Raw genomic sequence first — 15113 nt, 5'->3', positions numbered from 1 at the left:
CCCGGTGAGTGAAGTCGTCCGGCTGACCCTCGTATCCCACGGCATGACGGATGCGATGGCGGCCGGACGATTTCCCATCGACGAACCCCTCAACGCGCTCGGGCAGCGGCAACTCGACGCCACGGTCGAACTAGGTCCGATCGACGCCGCCGTGTGCGGTCCGGAGAAGCGCACCCGGCAGACGGCGGAACTGCTGGGCCTGCGAGCCGAGATCGAGGACGCCCTCGCCGATCTCGACTGCGCGACGTGGCGGGGCAACGTGCTGGGCGGGGTGCCGCCCGAGGAACTGGCGCTGTGGTTGACCGACGCCTCGCAGGCGCCGCACGGCGGCGAGTCGGTCGTCGACGTCGTGGCTCGGGTCCGGGTTTGGCTCCAGTCGTTGACGGCACGGCGGGGCCGGCTGGTTGCCGTCACCCACCCCGCGGTGGTGAGGGCGGCGATCCTGGTGGCGCTCGATGCACCACCGAAGTCGTTCTGGCGCATCGACGTAGCCCCCGCGAGCCATACCGTGCTGCATCTGCGCGGCCAGGCGTGGACGCTGCGGTCTACCGGCTCGGCGGGCTCACCGGGATGAGATCGAACGCCTGCGTGGCGATGGACAGCAGCCACGACGCCGCGGTCAGGCTGCGGTACTGCGGCCAGCTGAGCTGATAGCTGGCCACCCAGCCCTGGCCGCTGGAGTCCTCGGCGTACCAGCTGAACGTCAAGTCGCCCGGCAGGTTTCCGCCCTTCGCGCCGACGTAGCCCCACTTCGACCGGTCGAGTTCGATACCGGGGGTGGCCGAGAGGATGTCGCGCACGGGCCGTGCGGGTCCGGTCGCCGCCGCCTGCAGGGCGGCGTGCACGCGGCAGACGTCCATCGGCGTGCCGTACCACTCGATTCCGTACGGCGATGCAGGCGTTCGCGTGAGCATCGGATCCGGTTCGTAGGGAAGGCTTCTCGTGTGCGCGAGCATCTCTGCTCGGCGTCCGGGCGACGCCGTCCTCCACTCCTCGCGCACGTCCGGCTTACCCCAGCCGATCGAGAACAGTTCGTGTGCGGTGGGGAAGGGGGTCATCGCCGCCGGGTCGTGGTGGCCGGCGGCGACCAGCGCCCGCTCGACGGCGCCGGGGCCGAGGCGCGTCATCAGCATGTCGGTGGCCATGTTGTCGCTCGCCGAGATCATCTGCTGGGCGGCGTCGCGCACCGAGACCTCGGCGCCGGGCTTGAGGTCGTTGAAGCCCGCGGAGCCGACGGCCTTGTCCTCCTTGGTGATCAGAAGCCGCTCGTCCCACGTCAGGGTGCGCGCGTTGACGGCGTTGGCGACGGCTAGCAGCACGTACAGCTTGAAGATCGAGGCGAGCGGCATCGACCGGTCGGCTCCCGTGCCCGCGATCCGGACGCACGTGCCGTCGTCGACCCTGGACACCTGATACGCGAAGCCCGCCCCCGACTTGGCGATCTCGGCGTCGACGTCGGGCCACTGCGTGATCGTCGGCTTGTCCAGCGTGACCTTGAAGCGATCGACGAGACCCGAGTCGCCCGTGTGCAATTCGACGGTCTGCGCGACGCTGTACGAGTTGCGCACCTGCAGCGTGGCCTGCCCGGCGCCGACGGAGATCGCCGTGACGGTGATCGGCCGGTCGGCCCATAGCCGGTCCATCGCCCCGGCGACGGGCTCGATCAGGTCCGAGTCGGCCAGGGTGGCGACCGTGACGGTGCCGATCGGCCAGTCGGAGTTGACCATGTCCATCAGCTGCTTGGCGCGGGCGCCCGGCGGCGTGTTGGTCTCGATGTGCATGCCGTACGTGACCTGCGCGACCGGCATCCCGGCATGCGAGCAGCCGCAGGCGAGAACGGCGACCGACGTGGCGAGGGCCACGGCCGATCGACGGATCCGGCGACTACTTATCGTTCGTCCCCCGGACGTCGAGGACGACCTCGAACTCCAGCAGTGACGCGCCGGTCGCGACCGGCTTGTTCGCCTGCCCCTTGTGCGCCTCGACGGCGGGGCCGCTGGCCCACGCCTGGAAGGCCTCCTCGGACTCCCACTGCGTGACGACGAAGTAGCGGTCCTCACCCTTGATCGGGCGCAGCAGCTGGAAACCCAGGAAGCCGGGCTGGTTGTCGACGGCGTGGGCGCGGTTGGCGAACCGCTTCTCCAACTCCGGGCCTGCGTCGGCGGGAACCTCGATCGCGTTGATCTTCACCACTGGCATGGGGCTTAGATTACCGCTCGAACGGGACGGCAAGATCGAGGCATGCAGACTACGGGCGAGCGAAGCGACGGGGGATTGAGCGCAGAGCCGTTGACAGCCCGCGGAGGGTCCGGCGAGCCCGTCGTCCTGGTCCACGGCCTGATGGGGCGCGGGTCGACGTGGTCGCGCCAGCTGCCGTGGCTGACCGGGTACGGAACGGTGTACACCTACGACGCGCCGTGGCACCGCGGACGGGACGTCGCAGATGACGCGCCGATCAGCACGGAGCGCTTCGTCGCGGATCTCGCCGACGCGATCGAGGGGCTGGGCGGACCGGTGACGTTGATCGGTCATTCGATGGGCGGGTTGCACGGTTGGTGTCTCGCCGCGGCGCGCCCCGATCTGGTGAAGGCCCTCGTCGTGGAGGACATGGCACCGGATTTCCGAGGTCGCACGACGGGGCCATGGGAGCCGTGGCTGCTGGCGCTGCCCGTCGAATTCGGCTCTCCCGATCAGGTTCTCGAGGCGTTCGGGGAGGTCGCGGGCCGGTACTTTCTCGAGGCGTTCGACCGGACGCCGACGGGCTGGCGTCTGCACGGTCACACGGGGCGGTGGATCGAGATCGCCGCGGAGTGGGGGACGAGGGACTACTGGGAGCAGTGGCGCGCCGTGCGGGCGCCGGTGCTGCTCATCGAGGCGGGCAACTCGGTGACACCCGAGGGGCAGATGGCCCGGATGCACGAAACGGCACACGGAAGCACCACCTACGTGCACGTGCCGACCGCCGGTCACCTGGTTCACGACGACGCGCCGCTGGAATACCGCCGCGCCGTCGAGACGTTCCTAACGTCGTTCGCCGGTGGCGCCTGACGCCGGCCACGCCGGGGTCTGCTCGAACCGCGTGCGCGCGGCGTCCGCGTCGTGCTCGACGCGGTACCAGTCGCGGTCGTCGGTCACCGATGCCAGGTAGTTGCGGGCGGGGTGGGAGCGGTGGCTGGCCCAGCTGAACAGGGCTGCGACCGCGAACGGGGCGGCCAGGACGAGGAAGGCGAGGATCGTGTTCATGGCAGTAATTGTTCGGTATGCGATATCCCGCCAACAGTGGCAGAACTGACGGCCTTGGATAAGATGCTGCCATGATCAGAACGGTGTCAGCACTGGTGCTGGACGGCCTCGCCCCCTTCGAGTTCGGCGTGGTGTGCGAGGTCTTCGGCATCGACCGGTCCGGAGACGGCGTGCCCAACTTCGACTTCAAGGTCTGCGGTCCCGAGCCGGGGAAACCGCTCCGCACGTCGGTCGGGGCCTCGCTGATCCCCGATCACGGGTTCGAGGACCTGATCGGCGCAGACCTGGTGGCGATCCCGGCCATCGCCGGCGTGAACTATCCCGAGGACGCGCTCGACGCCATCCGGCGGGCCGCGGCCGCGGGTTCGATCATCCTGACCGTGTGCTCGGGAGCGTTCGTCGCGGGCGCCGCCGGACTGCTGGACGGCAGGCACTGTACGACGCACTGGATGCACGCCGACGCGCTGGCGGAGATGTTCCCTACCGCGAAGGTCGACCGCAACGTGCTCTACGTGGACGACGGAAATCTCATCACCAGCGCGGGCACCGCGGCCGGTATCGACGCCTGCCTGCACCTGGTCCGTCGCGAACTGGGCAGCGAGGTCACCAACATCATCGCCCGCCGCATGGTGGTGCCGCCGCACCGCGACGGTGGGCAGCGCCAGTACATCGACCAGCCGATCCCGGTTCGCTGCTCGGAAGGCTTTGCGCCGCATCTCGACTGGATCCTGTCCAATCTGGAGCACCCGCATACCGTCGCGACGCTGTCCAAGCGTGCCAGCATGTCCGCGCGGACGTTCGCCCGCCGCTTCGTCGAGGAGACCGGCCGCACGCCCATGCAGTGGGTCACCGATCAGCGCGTGCTGTACGCGCGTCGCCTGCTGGAGGAGACCGATCTGGACATCGACCGGGTGGCCGACAAGTCCGGGTTCGGCACGGCGACGCTGCTGCGGCACCACTTCCGTCGGGTCATCGGTGTGACGCCGACCGACTACCGCCGCAGGTTCTCGTGCACGGACTGCGCCGAGACGGCCTGACCGCGTTCGCGTGCGAGGCGGTACAGCCGCCAGACCCCCGGCACGCCCTTCAACGCGTACTCACCGCGTTCGGTGAAGGAATGCCTTGAGCCGGTGACGATCTCGCTGAGCGTCGACGAGACCAGGATCTCGCCGGCGCCGGCGTAGCCCGCGACCCGCGCCGCGATGTGGACGGCCATGCCCGCGATGTCCTCGCCGCGGACCTCGGCTTCGCCCGCGTGAATCCCCACTCGCACCTCGATGCCGAGCGCGCGGACCGCGTCGACGATCGCCTCGGCGCAGCCCAGTGCGGCGCTCGGACTGGTGAACGTCGCGACGAAACCGTCACCGGCGGTGTTCACCTCGCGGCCGCGAAACCGCTCGAGTTCGCGGCGGACCGCGGTGTCGTGGTTGTCCAGCAGGTCGCGCCAGCGGTCGTCGCCGAGGGACGCGGCCCGCGCGGTCGAGCCCACGATGTCGGTGAACATGATGGTGGTCAGCACGCGTTCGGTGACCGCGCCGCTGCGCGCGCCGGTGATGAACTCCTCGATCTCGTCGAGAAGGGGTGCGCTGTCGCCGACCCAGTAAAGCGTGTCAGCGCCGGGCAATTCGACGTAGCGAGCGCAGGAGATGTGCTCGGCGAGGTACCGGCCGTGGCCGACCGGAACGAAGGTCGCGTCCGCGCGGTGCACGACGAGTGTCGGTGCGCTGATGTGCGCGAGCTTGTCGCGGACGTCCGCGTCGGCGAGCGCCTGGCTGGATCGGCGGGCCATGCTCGGCGACGCGGCGCGGTGACCGGCCGAGTCCCACCACGCCCGGAACGCGTGGTCCTCGGCGACCGACGGCGCCATTCTGCCGAGGACGTCGGCACCGCGCTCCACCGCGTCGGGTTCCACTGCGGCGGTCGTGAACGCCTTCGCCGCGGCGGCATCCGACCCCACCTCGTAGTCGGCCGCCCACAGCACGCGGGCGGCACCGTTGACGACGACGAGATTCGCGACCCGCTCGGGCCGGTCGCCGGCCAGGAAGAGGGCGCTCACCGAGGTGAATCCGGAAACGAAGAAGGTTGCGCGCTCGATGCCGACGGCGTCCATCACCGCGACCGCGTCCTCGGCCCAGCACGCCGGGGTGATCTTGTCCGCACCGATGCGCGAGGACATGCCCATGCCGCGGTGGTCGAACCGGATCACGCGGCAGAACGACGCCAGCCGCCGGTAGAAGCGGTACATCGAGGGTTCACTGTCGATGGAGTCGATCGGGATGAACGGCCCCGGCATGACGACCACGTCGACCGGCCCGTCGCCGAGCACCTGGTACGCGATGTCGAGATCGCCGCGTGACGCATAGCGGGTCCGAGGTGCCGCTGAAGCCCGAGAAGCCCGAGCACCGGGTTCGACCACATACCGAGGCTAGCCGTCGCCGCCTTCGCCCGCGAGAGCGAACCGGCCGTCCCCGGTCTGCTCGACGAGGCCGTCGACGAGCAGGGAGTCGAGCGCGCGGTCGCGCTGCGCCGTGTCGGTCAGCCACACCACGTCGAGTGCGGCCCTCTCGACCGGAGCGACGTTGGCGCGCAACACGTCCAGGAGCTTGCCGCGCACCTGGCGATCCGTCCCCGCGAAGCGCTGCGGGCGGCGGGCGGGCGTCTCGGCGGGTGGGTAGCCGGCGGCACGCCACGCGCACGCGCTCAACGGGCACACGCCGCAGCGTGGCGAACGTGCCGTGCAGACCGTGGCCCCCAGTTCCATCAGCGCGACCGAGAACGTCGGCGCCTCATCGTCATTCGGCAGCAGCGCGTCCACGTCGGCAAGGTCGCGAACGCTGGCGGGGGAGTCGGCCCTGCCGTGTACGACCCGAGCCACCACACGCCGGACGTTGGTGTCCACCACGGGGACCCGCTTGCGGTAGGCGAAGCACGCCACCGCCCGAGCCGTGTACGCGCCGATGCCCGGCAGCGTCAGCAGCGTCTCGACGTCATCGGGCACCTCGTCGCCGTGTTCGGCGGCGATGACGGCGGCGCACTCGTGCAGTCGTTTGGCGCGGCGCGGATAGCCGAGTTTTCCCCAGGCGCGCAGGACGTCGGCGGCACTGGCGGCGGCCGTCGCCGACGGAGTCGGCCAGCGCGCGATCCAGTCCCGCCAGATCGGGTCGACCCGCGCGACCGGCGTCTGCTGCAGCATGAACTCGCTGACCAGGATCTGCCACGCGGTCACGCCGGGCCGGCGCCACGGCAGATCGCGCTGAGCGCGGCCGTACCAGTCGAGCAGTTCCCCGGTGTCCACCGTCACGGTTTCCGTCGACGCGTACGCGGGGCACAATGTGCGCATGCCCAACACGAGTCCAGTGACCGCATGGAAAGCACTCCGAGAGGGTAACGAGCGATTCGTCGCGGGTCAGCCCCAGCACCCCAGCCAGAGCATCGAGCACCGGGCGAGCCTCGCCGAGGCGCAGAAGCCGACGGCAGTCGTGTTCGGCTGCTCCGACAGTCGGGTCGCCGCCGAGATCATCTTCGACCAGGGCCTCGGCGACATGTTCGTGGTGCGCACCGCCGGTCACGTCATCGACTCCGCGGTGCTCGGTTCCATCGAGTACGCGGTCAACGTGCTGTCCGTGCCGTTGATCGTCGTCCTCGGCCACGACAGCTGCGGTGCGGTCAAGGCGACGCTGGCGGCCATCGACGACGGCGTGATCCCCGGCGGTTACGTGCGTGACGTCGTCGAACGGGTGACCCCGTCGATCTTGATCGGTCGCCGCGACGGCCTCAGTCGCGTCGACGAGTTCGAGGAGAAGCACGTCAACCAGACCGTCGCCCAGCTCGCCGATCGGTCGACGGCGATCTCGGAGGCGGTCGACGAGGGCAGGCTCGCCATCGCAGGAGTCACCTACCACCTGGCCGACGGACGCATCGCGTTACGCGAGCACGCCGGCGACATCGGCGAGGTCTGATAGCCCACCGGCCCCGAATAAGTGCGGCGACACGCCGGGCCGGGTCGAACGAGTAGCGGTGACCTGCCCCTACCGTGATGTTGTGCTGGATCTCGAACCGAACGGCCCGCTCCCCCCGGAGATCTACCGGCGCCGCCGGATGCTCGCCATCGGGGTCGCCGCCGTAGTCATCGCCATCGTCGTGACCATCGTGCTCGTCGTCGTGTCGAACGCCACCGGGGACTCCGCTCCCGAGCAGGCGGCTGCGAACACGCCGAGCGCCGAGGCGCCGCCGACTCCGCTGCCGGGCCAGGATCCCGAGATCAAGTCACCGGTCGTACCGCCCGCCCCGGAGGCCCCGGCGGCCACTCCGACGCCGACCGCTGCGGTGACGCCGCCGCCGGTTCTCAAGGAGGGGGACGATTGCCCCGACTCGACGCTGGCGGTCAAGGGCATCACCAGTCAGCCGAACTACGTCGTCGGTGATCAGCCGAAGTTCACCATGGTGGTCACCAACATCGGCCTCGTCGCCTGCAAGCGCGACGTCGGTGCCGCCGTGCTGGCCGCGTACGTCTACGGCCTGGACAACAACCGGCTGTGGTCGAATCTCGACTGCGCGCCGTCGAACGAGACCTTGGTGAAGACGTTCGCCCCCGGTGAGCAGGTGACCACCGAGGTCACCTGGACGGGGATGGGCTCGGCGCCGAACTGCCCGCTGCCCCGTCAGGCGATCGGGCCCGGCACCTACAACCTGCTGGTCCAGTTGGGCAACCTGCGCTCGGCGACCGTGCCGTTCACCCTGGCCGAGGCCGCCGCGCCGCCGCCTCCGGGTGAGGCTCCTCCGCCTGTGGACGCCCCGCCCGCCGACGTTCCGCCGCCCGCCGAGGTTCCGCCCCCGCCCGGCTGAGTTCGGCGATCAGGCGAGCTGGTCGGCGATGGTCGACTCGGCGAGCTGGGACAGACCCTCCCGGATGTGGCGGGCCCACATCGAGCCGATGCCGTCCACCGACTGCAGGTCGTTGGCGCTGGCCGCCAGCACGCCCTGCAGGGATCCGAACGCGTGCACGAGCAGATCGACGTGGGCGAACTGCAGCCGCGGGATGCCCGCCATCGCCCGATAGCCGCGCGAGCTCATCGCGGAGTCCTGCGCCTCGAGCGTGGTGGGGTAACCGAAAACCCTTGCCAGCGTGGTGAAGTCGAGCAACTCGTTATCGCTCAACCCGTCCAGCTCCTCGAGGGTGGACGTCACCTGCGTGTTGGTCGGCGGATCGGGGTTGGCGTGGTAGTCGCGGACGATCAGCTCTCGGGCCGTGTCGTTGTCGCCGACGAGTTCCTCGAGTTGCAGCTTGAGCTGCCTGCCATCGGTGCCGAGTTCGACCACGTCGGCGTCGATCTCCAGGCTGATGCGGCGCACCATCTCGAGCCGCTGGACCACGGTCATGACGTCGCGGAGCGTCACGAAGTCCTCGATCTCGGCGGTGGACAGCTGCCGGTTCACCTCGTCGAGACGGGCCTTGTAGCGCTCGAGTGTGGCGATGGTCTGGTTGGCACGCGACAGGATGGCGGCCGAGTCGGGCACGACGTGTCGTTCGCCCGCCACGTACACCGTGACGATACTCATCGAATGGCTAACGGAGACAACGGGATACCCGGTCTGGATGGCGGTGCGCTCAGCGGATCGGTGCCGGGTGCCCGACTCGTCGGTGGGGATCGAGGGGTCCGGCACCAGCTGTACGTTGGCGCGAAGGATCCGGGTGCCGTCGCTCGACAGGACCACGGCGCCGTCCATCTTGGAGAGCTCGCGCAGCCGGGTGGGCACGTAGTGCACGTCGAGTGAGAACCCGCCGTCGCAGATGGCTTCGACGCTGTCGTCGTAGCCGAGCACGATCAATGCACCCGTGCGGCCGCGCAGAATGCGCTCGAGGCCGTCGCGCAGGGCCGTTCCGGGAGCCAACCGCCCCAGCGTCTCCCGAAGCGTCGGGCGCGCCAGTTGCACCACGGTGCCTCGGCTCGCCCTGCCGCCGGACTTCACCGCCATGTGCCCTCCCGATTCCCTGGTCGCTGCGCTCCTGCCCGCCGAACCCGATTCCCTGGTCGCTGCGCTCCTGCCCGCCGAACCCGATTCCCCGGTTCCCTGCGCTCCTGCCCGCCGAACCCGATGTCAGCCGCCATTGTGAGCGATTCGATTCACCCCTTGCAACAACCGGGCGATATCGGCGATTTCGATGATGCGGAGGCTCGCGGGTGCTCCGGTGACGCCGGGCGGCACCATTGCTATGCGGAAGCCCAGCCGGGCGGCTTCGGCCAGTCTGCGGTCGGTACCCGTGACCCGGCGGATATCGCCCGCGAGGCCCACCTCGCCGATGAACACGGCGTCGGGGAGCATGGGCACGTCCAGCGCCCCCGATGCGATGGCGGCGGCGAGAGCGAGGTCCGAGGACGGGTCGGACAGCCGCATGCCGCCGACCGTGGACAGGTAGACGTCGTGTTTGCCCAGCGGGAGTCCGGCGCGCTTCTCCAGCACGGCCAGGATCATCGCGGCGCGTGACGAGTCGATGCCACTGGTGGCCCGCCGCGGGATGCCCGCCGACGAGTCGGCCACCAGGGCCTGCACCTCGCCGATAAGCGGCCGCTTACCGTCCAGTGTCACCGTCACCGCGGTCCCCGCGACCGGTGCCGGGCGCTGGTCGCGGAACAGTCCCGACGGATCGGCGACGCACTCTATTCCGTTCTCGTGCAATTGAAAACAGCCCACCTCGTCGGCGGCGCCGAACCGGTTCTTGACACCGCGCACCATGCGCAGCGGCGTCGCCCTGTCACCCTCGAAGTGCAGCACCACGTCGACGAGGTGTTCCAGCGAGCGGGGACCCGCGATGGCGCCGTCCTTCGTCACGTGACCGACGAGCAGCATCGCGATGCCGGACGTCTTGGCCGCCATGGTCAGCGCCGTCGTGACCGCACGCACCTGCGTGACGCCGCCGGTGACGCCGTCGACCTCCGTGGTGGACATGGTCTGCACCGAGTCGACGACGACGAGCGACGGCTGGACGGCCTCGATGTGGCCGAGCGCGGTCGACAGATCGGATTCGGCGGCCAGGAACACCTCGTCGTGGGTGCAGCCCGTGCGCTCGGCGCGCAGCCGGATCTGGCCGGCCGACTCCTCGCCGGAGAGGTACAGCGCGCGGCGGCCCGCGGAGGCCCAGCGGTGCGCGACCTCGAGGAGCAAAGTGGACTTGCCGACACCGGGATCTCCCGCGAGCAGCGTCACCGAGCCGGGAACGACCCCGCCGCCGAGGACGCGATCGAGTTCCTCGATCCCGGTGGGGAAGTGACGGGTGCTGCCGGGATCGATGGAGCTGAGCGGAACCGCGGCCGACGACGGCGCCACGGCTCGGGTACCCGCCGTGCCGCCGAGCGCGCTGACCGACGCGACCTCGTCGACCGTGCCCCAGGTGCCGCAGTCGGGACAGCGGCCCACCCACTTGGCGGCGATGTGGTGGCACTCCGAGCACCGGTACTGCGAACGCGCTTTCGAGCCTGCTCTAGCCACGAACCGACGTTAGCCCCCGCGGCAGACACTGCGGCGGAGCCGCGCTGAGAGGCTCGCGCGCTGCGACGCGCTAGTGGCCGCCGGAATGCTCTCCGCCACCGCTGGACGCACCCTCGGCCTCGCGGCGAGGTGATTCGCCCGCGGAGATCGGCACCTGGACGACCTGTTCGCCGGCCTTCTCGAAGGTGAAGGTGAAGGGGTAGGTGAGTCCGTTGCTGATGTCCTCGGTGATGGTCACCTTGGCCTCGGCCGTCTCGTCGCCCGCGGTCGCGTCGAGCGGGCTGGGCTGAAGGTCGGGTGTGCCGACCACCAGCGACTTGCCCGGCTTGATCTCGGTGTCGCCGGTGAGCGCGACCGTGCCGACCTCCGATGTGATCGACACCAGCCGGTCGCCGTTGGCGTCCGAGCCGTTAGCGGCGACGAACAACAGCTCGACATCACTGCCCGGCCGGATGTAGTCGGATTCCTGCACGGCGCGCAGGTGCACGTTCCGCAGGTTGATGTCGCCGATGTCGGCGGCGCTGCCGTTGACCGCGGCGGCCTGGGTGGCCATCTGGGACACCTGGCCGGCGCCGCAGCCGGACAGCGTCAGCGCCGCGGCCAGCGCGCCTCCCGCCAGTGCGGCGGACGCGATCGATGTGCGTGCTCTGAAGGGGTGCACTGGAGCCTCCTGATCGGCTGTCCGAATCGACACACACGGGCGACCGCGAACAGGCGTTCCCGGTTTCGACTATGCAGAGTAGTAGGTAGCGGTTGGGTGCGGTAGCGGAGGTCGCCAACGTGGCCGAATCCCGTTCTGACGGTGGCCAGCCGGGCCTTCGCTGGACCCTCCCGAGGCGGTCGACGGGAGTTGCCGGAGGCCTCGGGATTTCCGTACTCCAGGCACGGATTAGTCACCATGTCAACCCCTATCCTTCACCCATGGTGCCCCTGACCTGCATCGTTGTTCCACGTGTGTCCAAGTCGCGTGCTAACATTGGGGTGTGAAAGGGGCTCGAAACTGATGATTTTCAAGGTCGGAGACACGGTTGTCTATCCACATCACGGCGCAGCGCTGATCGAGGCGATCGAAACCCGCACCATCAAGGGCGAGCAGAGGGAATACCTCGTCTTGAAGGTCGCGCAGGGTGATCTCACCGTTCGAGTTCCCGCAGACAACGCGGAGTACGTCGGTGTTCGTGACGTGGTCGGTCAAGAGGGTCTCGACAAGGTGTTCCAGGTGCTGCGCGCCCCGCACACCGAGGAGCCGACGAACTGGTCGCGCCGCTACAAGGCGAACCTCGAGAAGCTGGCGTCCGGTGACGTGAACAAGGTCGCCGAGGTCGTTCGCGACCTGTGGCGTCGTGACCAGGAGCGGGGCCTGTCCGCGGGCGAGAAGCGCATGCTGGCCAAGGCTCGGCAGATCCTCGTCGGTGAGCTCGCGTTGGCGGAGAACACCGATGACGAGAAGGCGATGATCATTCTCGACGAGGCGCTCGCTGCCGCGTCCTGACGCGTTTCGCGCATGACACCCCGCGTCGGTCTGGGGACCGACGTCCATCCCATCGAGGCCGGTAGGCCCTGCTGGTTGCTGTGCCTGCTGTTCGACGACGCCGATGGCTGCGCCGGACACTCGGACGGTGACGTGGCGGCGCACGCCCTGTGCGACGCGCTGCTCAGCGCGGCCGGCCTCGGTGATCTGGGCTCCGTGTTCGGCACCGACAAGCCGCAGTGGCGCGGAGTGAGCGGCGCCGACATGTTGCGGCACGTCCACGGGCTGGTCATCGAGGCCGGGTTCCGAGTAGGGAACGCGGCGGTTCAGGTGATCGGCAATCGGCCCAAGGTGGGTCCGCGGCGCGAGGAAGCGCAGCGGGTGCTTTCGGAGCTCGTCGGTGCACCGGTGTCGGTGTCGGCGACGACCACCGACGGGCTCGGCCTGACGGGCCGCGGCGAAGGGTTGGCCGCCATGGCGACGGTCCTCGTCGTCGGTCTAGAGGAGTGACTGTCGAACAAGCGGGAAACAGGCCGGTAAGCTGGCCCGTCGTGACCGAGAGCGGCCAGCTGAATGGCCTCAGATTGCACGACACCATGACCGGTGCCGTGCGCGAGTTCACCCCTCTGCGCGACGGCCACGTATCCATCTACCTGTGTGGCGCCACCGTGCAGGGCCTGCCCCACATCGGGCACGTCCGCAGCGGCGTCGCGTTCGACGTGCTGCGCCGCTGGTTGACCGCCAAGGGGTACGACGTCGCGTTCATCCGCAACGTCACCGACATCGACGACAAGATCCTCACCAAGGCCGCCGACGCCGGCAGACCGTGGTGGGAGTGGGCGGCCACCTTCGAGCGGGCGTTCAGCTCCGCCTACGACGCTCTCGGCGTGCTTCCGCCGTCGGCCGAGCCGCGCGCCACCGGGCACATCACGCAGATGGTCGAGCTCATCGAGCGGCTCATCGACTCCGGCCACGCGTACGCCAGCGGCGGCGACGTCTACTTCAACGTGTTGAGCTTCCCCGAGTACGGGCGGCTGTCGGGTCATCGCATCGACGACGTGCACCAGGGTGAGGGTGTCGCGACCGGCAAGCGCGACGAGCGCGATTTCACGCTCTGGAAGGGCGCCAAGCCGGGCGAGCCGTCCTGGCCGACCCCCTGGGGCCGCGGCAGACCGGGCTGGCACACCGAGTGCGTCGCGATGTGCGAGGCCTACCTCGGTGCGGCCTTCGACATCCACGCGGGCGGGATGGATCTGGTGTTCCCGCACCACGAGAACGAGATCGCGCAGGCCTGCGCGGCCGGTGACGGGTTCGCCCAGTACTGGCTGCACAACGGCTGGGTCACCATGGGCGGCGAGAAGATGAGCAAGTCCCTGGGTAACGTGCTGGCGATTCCGGCTGTGCTGCAACGGGTTCGGGCCGCCGAGCTGCGCTACTACCTGGGCAGCGCGCACTACCGGTCCATGCTCGAGTTCTCCGAGAACGCGCTACAGGACGCGGCCAAGGCGTACACCGGCATCGAGGACTTCCTCCATCGCGTCCGCAGCCGCGTCGGCGTGGTGGTGCCCGGCACGTGGACCGAGAAGTTCGGCGCGGCGCTCGACGACGACCTGGCGGTGCCGATGGCCCTTGCCGAGGTGCACGCCGCGCGAGCCGAGGGCAACCGTGCGCTCGACGCGGGCGACCACGCGGCCGCGATGGCGCAGGCGCAGGCGATCCGGTCGATGATGGGCATTCTGGGCTGCGATCCGCTCGACGAGCGGTGGGAGTCGCGGGACGAGACGACCGCCGCGCTCGCCGCGGTCGACGAGCTGGTGCAGTGGGCGCTGGTGCAGCGCGCCGACGCGCGTGAGCAGAAGAACTGGGCGCAGGCCGACGAGATCCGCGACCGGCTGAAGGCCGCGGGCATCGAGGTCACCGATACCGCGGACGGCCCCCAGTGGTCGCTGCTGGATGTGGACGGCAAGTGATGGCGGGTAATTCGAAGCGGCGCGGAGCGGTTCGCAAGGAGGGCACCAAGAAGGGCCCGACCGTGGGGTCCGGCGGAGTCCGCCGCCGGGGCCTCGAGGGCCGGGGTGCCACCCCGCCCGCCCACGAACGGCCGCATCACCCGGCGGGCAAGCGGGCCGCCAAGACCGCCCGGCGCGATCAGGGTAGGCACAAGAAGACCGACGAGAACGAGTTGGTGCTCGGCCGCAACCCCGTCGTCGAGTGTCTGCGCGCCGGTGTTCCCGCATCCGCCCTCTACGTGATGCTGGGCGCCGAGTCCGACGAGCGGCTCACCGAATCCGTCCAGCGCGCAGCCGATTCCGGCATCCCGATCATGGAGGTGCAGCGCCACGACCTGGATCGGCTGTCCACCAACGGACTGCATCAGGGAATCGCGCTGCAGGTGCCGCCGTACGACTACCAGCACCCCGACGACATGCTGAAGGCGGCGACGACGGATGCCACGCCCGCGCTGCTGGTGGCCCTCGACAACATCTCCGACCCGCGCAACCTCGGCGCCATCGTGCGGTCAGTCGCGGCCTTCGGCGGGCACGGCGTGCTGATTCCGCAACGGCGGTCGGCGTCGGTGACGGCCGTCGCGTGGCGGACCAGCGCGGGCGCTGCAGCCCGGCTGCGGGTGGCGCGCGCGACGAACCTGAACCGGACTCTCAAGAGCTGGTCCGACGCGGGGCTGCAGATCGTGGGCCTCGACGCGGGTGGCGACACCGAACTCGACGAACTCGACGCGACGGGCCCGACCGTCGTCGTGGTCGGCTCGGAGGGCAAGGGCCTGTCGCGCCTGGTGCGGGAGAACTGCGATGCCATCGTGTCGATCCCGATGGCGGGCCCGACTGAGTCGCTCAACGCATCGGTGGCCGCGGGCGTGGTGCTCGCCGAGATCGCCCGCCAGCGCCGCAGCTGA

General features: G+C 69.7%; 17 protein-coding genes. 9 read left to right on the top strand and 8 right to left on the bottom strand.

The window, feature by feature from the left end:
- Positions 1-4 precede the first annotated feature (4 nt).
- Positions 5-574 (top strand): histidine phosphatase family protein, encoded by a 570-nt coding sequence (locus tag NM203_RS25720; RefSeq protein ID WP_255063438.1) that lies wholly within the window; start codon positions 5-7, stop codon positions 572-574.
- Here NM203_RS25720 and NM203_RS25715 read toward each other — a convergent pair.
- Both NM203_RS25715 and mhuD read right to left on the bottom strand, forming a co-directional pair.
- Positions 546-1862, bottom strand: a complete 1317-nt coding sequence (locus tag NM203_RS25715; RefSeq protein WP_408633412.1) for a serine hydrolase — start codon at positions 1860-1862, stop codon at positions 546-548. The genes NM203_RS25720 and NM203_RS25715 overlap by 29 nt on opposite strands.
- 22 nt (positions 1863-1884) lie before the next feature.
- The gene (mhuD, locus tag NM203_RS25710; RefSeq protein WP_255063437.1) at positions 1885-2199 is read right to left on the bottom strand and encodes a mycobilin-forming heme oxygenase MhuD; all 315 of its coding nucleotides are present in this window, start codon (positions 2197-2199) and stop codon (positions 1885-1887) included.
- A 42-nt stretch (positions 2200-2241) separates the two neighbouring features.
- On the opposite strand from mhuD, the gene NM203_RS25705 reads away from it, so the two are divergent.
- Entirely contained in the window at positions 2242-3048 is an 807-nt protein-coding gene (locus NM203_RS25705) for an alpha/beta fold hydrolase (RefSeq protein ID WP_255063436.1), read from the top strand.
- Here the strand turns inward: NM203_RS25705 and NM203_RS25700 are convergent.
- On the bottom strand, positions 3022-3243 hold the full coding sequence (locus NM203_RS25700; protein ID WP_255063435.1) for a hypothetical protein: 222 nt from the start codon (positions 3241-3243) through the stop codon (positions 3022-3024). The two genes, NM203_RS25705 and NM203_RS25700, sit on opposite strands and share 27 nt — an antisense overlap.
- A 71-nt stretch (positions 3244-3314) precedes the next feature.
- On the opposite strand from NM203_RS25700, the gene NM203_RS25695 reads away from it, so the two are divergent.
- Positions 3315-4280, top strand: coding sequence for a helix-turn-helix domain-containing protein (locus NM203_RS25695; protein WP_255063434.1), 966 nt, complete (start codon positions 3315-3317; stop codon positions 4278-4280).
- On the opposite strand, the gene NM203_RS25690 is transcribed toward NM203_RS25695, so the two are convergent.
- Positions 4235-5659 carry a bifunctional lipase/adenylate cyclase LipJ gene (locus tag NM203_RS25690; RefSeq protein WP_255063433.1) on the bottom strand — a complete coding sequence of 475 codons (1425 nt, stop codon included), beginning with the start codon at positions 5657-5659 and terminating at the stop codon, positions 4235-4237. The genes NM203_RS25695 and NM203_RS25690 overlap by 46 nt on opposite strands.
- Before the next feature lie 9 nt (positions 5660-5668).
- Positions 5669-6583 (bottom strand): iron-sulfur binding domain-containing protein, encoded by a 915-nt coding sequence (locus tag NM203_RS25685; protein WP_303625200.1) that lies wholly within the window; start codon positions 6581-6583, stop codon positions 5669-5671.
- On the opposite strand from NM203_RS25685, the gene NM203_RS25680 reads away from it, so the two are divergent.
- Positions 6582-7202, top strand: coding sequence for a carbonic anhydrase (locus NM203_RS25680; RefSeq protein WP_255063432.1), 621 nt, complete (start codon positions 6582-6584; stop codon positions 7200-7202). The genes NM203_RS25685 and NM203_RS25680 overlap by 2 nt on opposite strands.
- Before the next feature lie 82 nt (positions 7203-7284).
- On the top strand, positions 7285-8088 hold the full coding sequence (locus NM203_RS25675) for a hypothetical protein (RefSeq protein WP_255063431.1): 804 nt from the start codon (positions 7285-7287) through the stop codon (positions 8086-8088).
- 9 nt (positions 8089-8097) lie between these two features.
- On the opposite strand, the gene disA is transcribed toward NM203_RS25675, so the two are convergent.
- The 3 genes from disA to NM203_RS25660 all read right to left on the bottom strand — a co-directional run bounded on the left by disA (position 8098) and on the right by NM203_RS25660 (position 11392).
- Complete coding sequence (gene disA / locus NM203_RS25670) at positions 8098-9219, bottom strand: DNA integrity scanning diadenylate cyclase DisA (RefSeq protein WP_255063430.1); 1122 nt, start codon at positions 9217-9219, stop codon at positions 8098-8100.
- 123 nt (positions 9220-9342) lie between these two features.
- Positions 9343-10731 carry a DNA repair protein RadA gene (gene radA, locus NM203_RS25665; RefSeq protein ID WP_255063429.1) on the bottom strand — a complete coding sequence of 463 codons (1389 nt, stop codon included), beginning with the start codon at positions 10729-10731 and terminating at the stop codon, positions 9343-9345.
- A gap of 70 nt (positions 10732-10801) precedes the next feature.
- Positions 10802-11392, bottom strand: coding sequence for a copper chaperone PCu(A)C domain-containing protein (locus NM203_RS25660; RefSeq protein WP_255063428.1), 591 nt, complete (start codon positions 11390-11392; stop codon positions 10802-10804).
- 342 nt (positions 11393-11734) lie between these two features.
- On the opposite strand from NM203_RS25660, the gene carD reads away from it, so the two are divergent.
- The 4 genes from carD to rlmB are packed head-to-tail and all read left to right on the top strand — an operon-like array spanning position 11735 to position 15113.
- Positions 11735-12223, top strand: coding sequence for an RNA polymerase-binding transcription factor CarD (carD, locus tag NM203_RS25655; protein WP_255063427.1), 489 nt, complete (start codon positions 11735-11737; stop codon positions 12221-12223).
- A 12-nt stretch (positions 12224-12235) separates the two neighbouring features.
- A complete protein-coding gene (ispF, locus tag NM203_RS25650) occupies positions 12236-12712 on the top strand; it encodes a 2-C-methyl-D-erythritol 2,4-cyclodiphosphate synthase (RefSeq protein ID WP_255063426.1) in 477 nt (158 codons plus the stop codon).
- Between the two features lie 41 nt (positions 12713-12753).
- A complete protein-coding gene (gene cysS, locus NM203_RS25645; protein WP_255063425.1) occupies positions 12754-14172 on the top strand; it encodes a cysteine--tRNA ligase in 1419 nt (472 codons plus the stop codon).
- On the top strand, positions 14172-15113 hold the full coding sequence (rlmB, locus tag NM203_RS25640; RefSeq protein ID WP_255063424.1) for a 23S rRNA (guanosine(2251)-2'-O)-methyltransferase RlmB: 942 nt from the start codon (positions 14172-14174) through the stop codon (positions 15111-15113). The genes cysS and rlmB overlap by 1 nt, the downstream gene beginning before the upstream one ends.

It is taken from the genome of Mycolicibacterium arenosum (assembly GCF_024320865.1).
In the GTDB taxonomy this organism is placed as follows: Bacteria; Actinomycetota; Actinomycetes; order Mycobacteriales; family Mycobacteriaceae; genus Mycobacterium; species Mycobacterium arenosum.
This window is presented reverse-complemented; position numbering and strand designations above follow the sequence as displayed.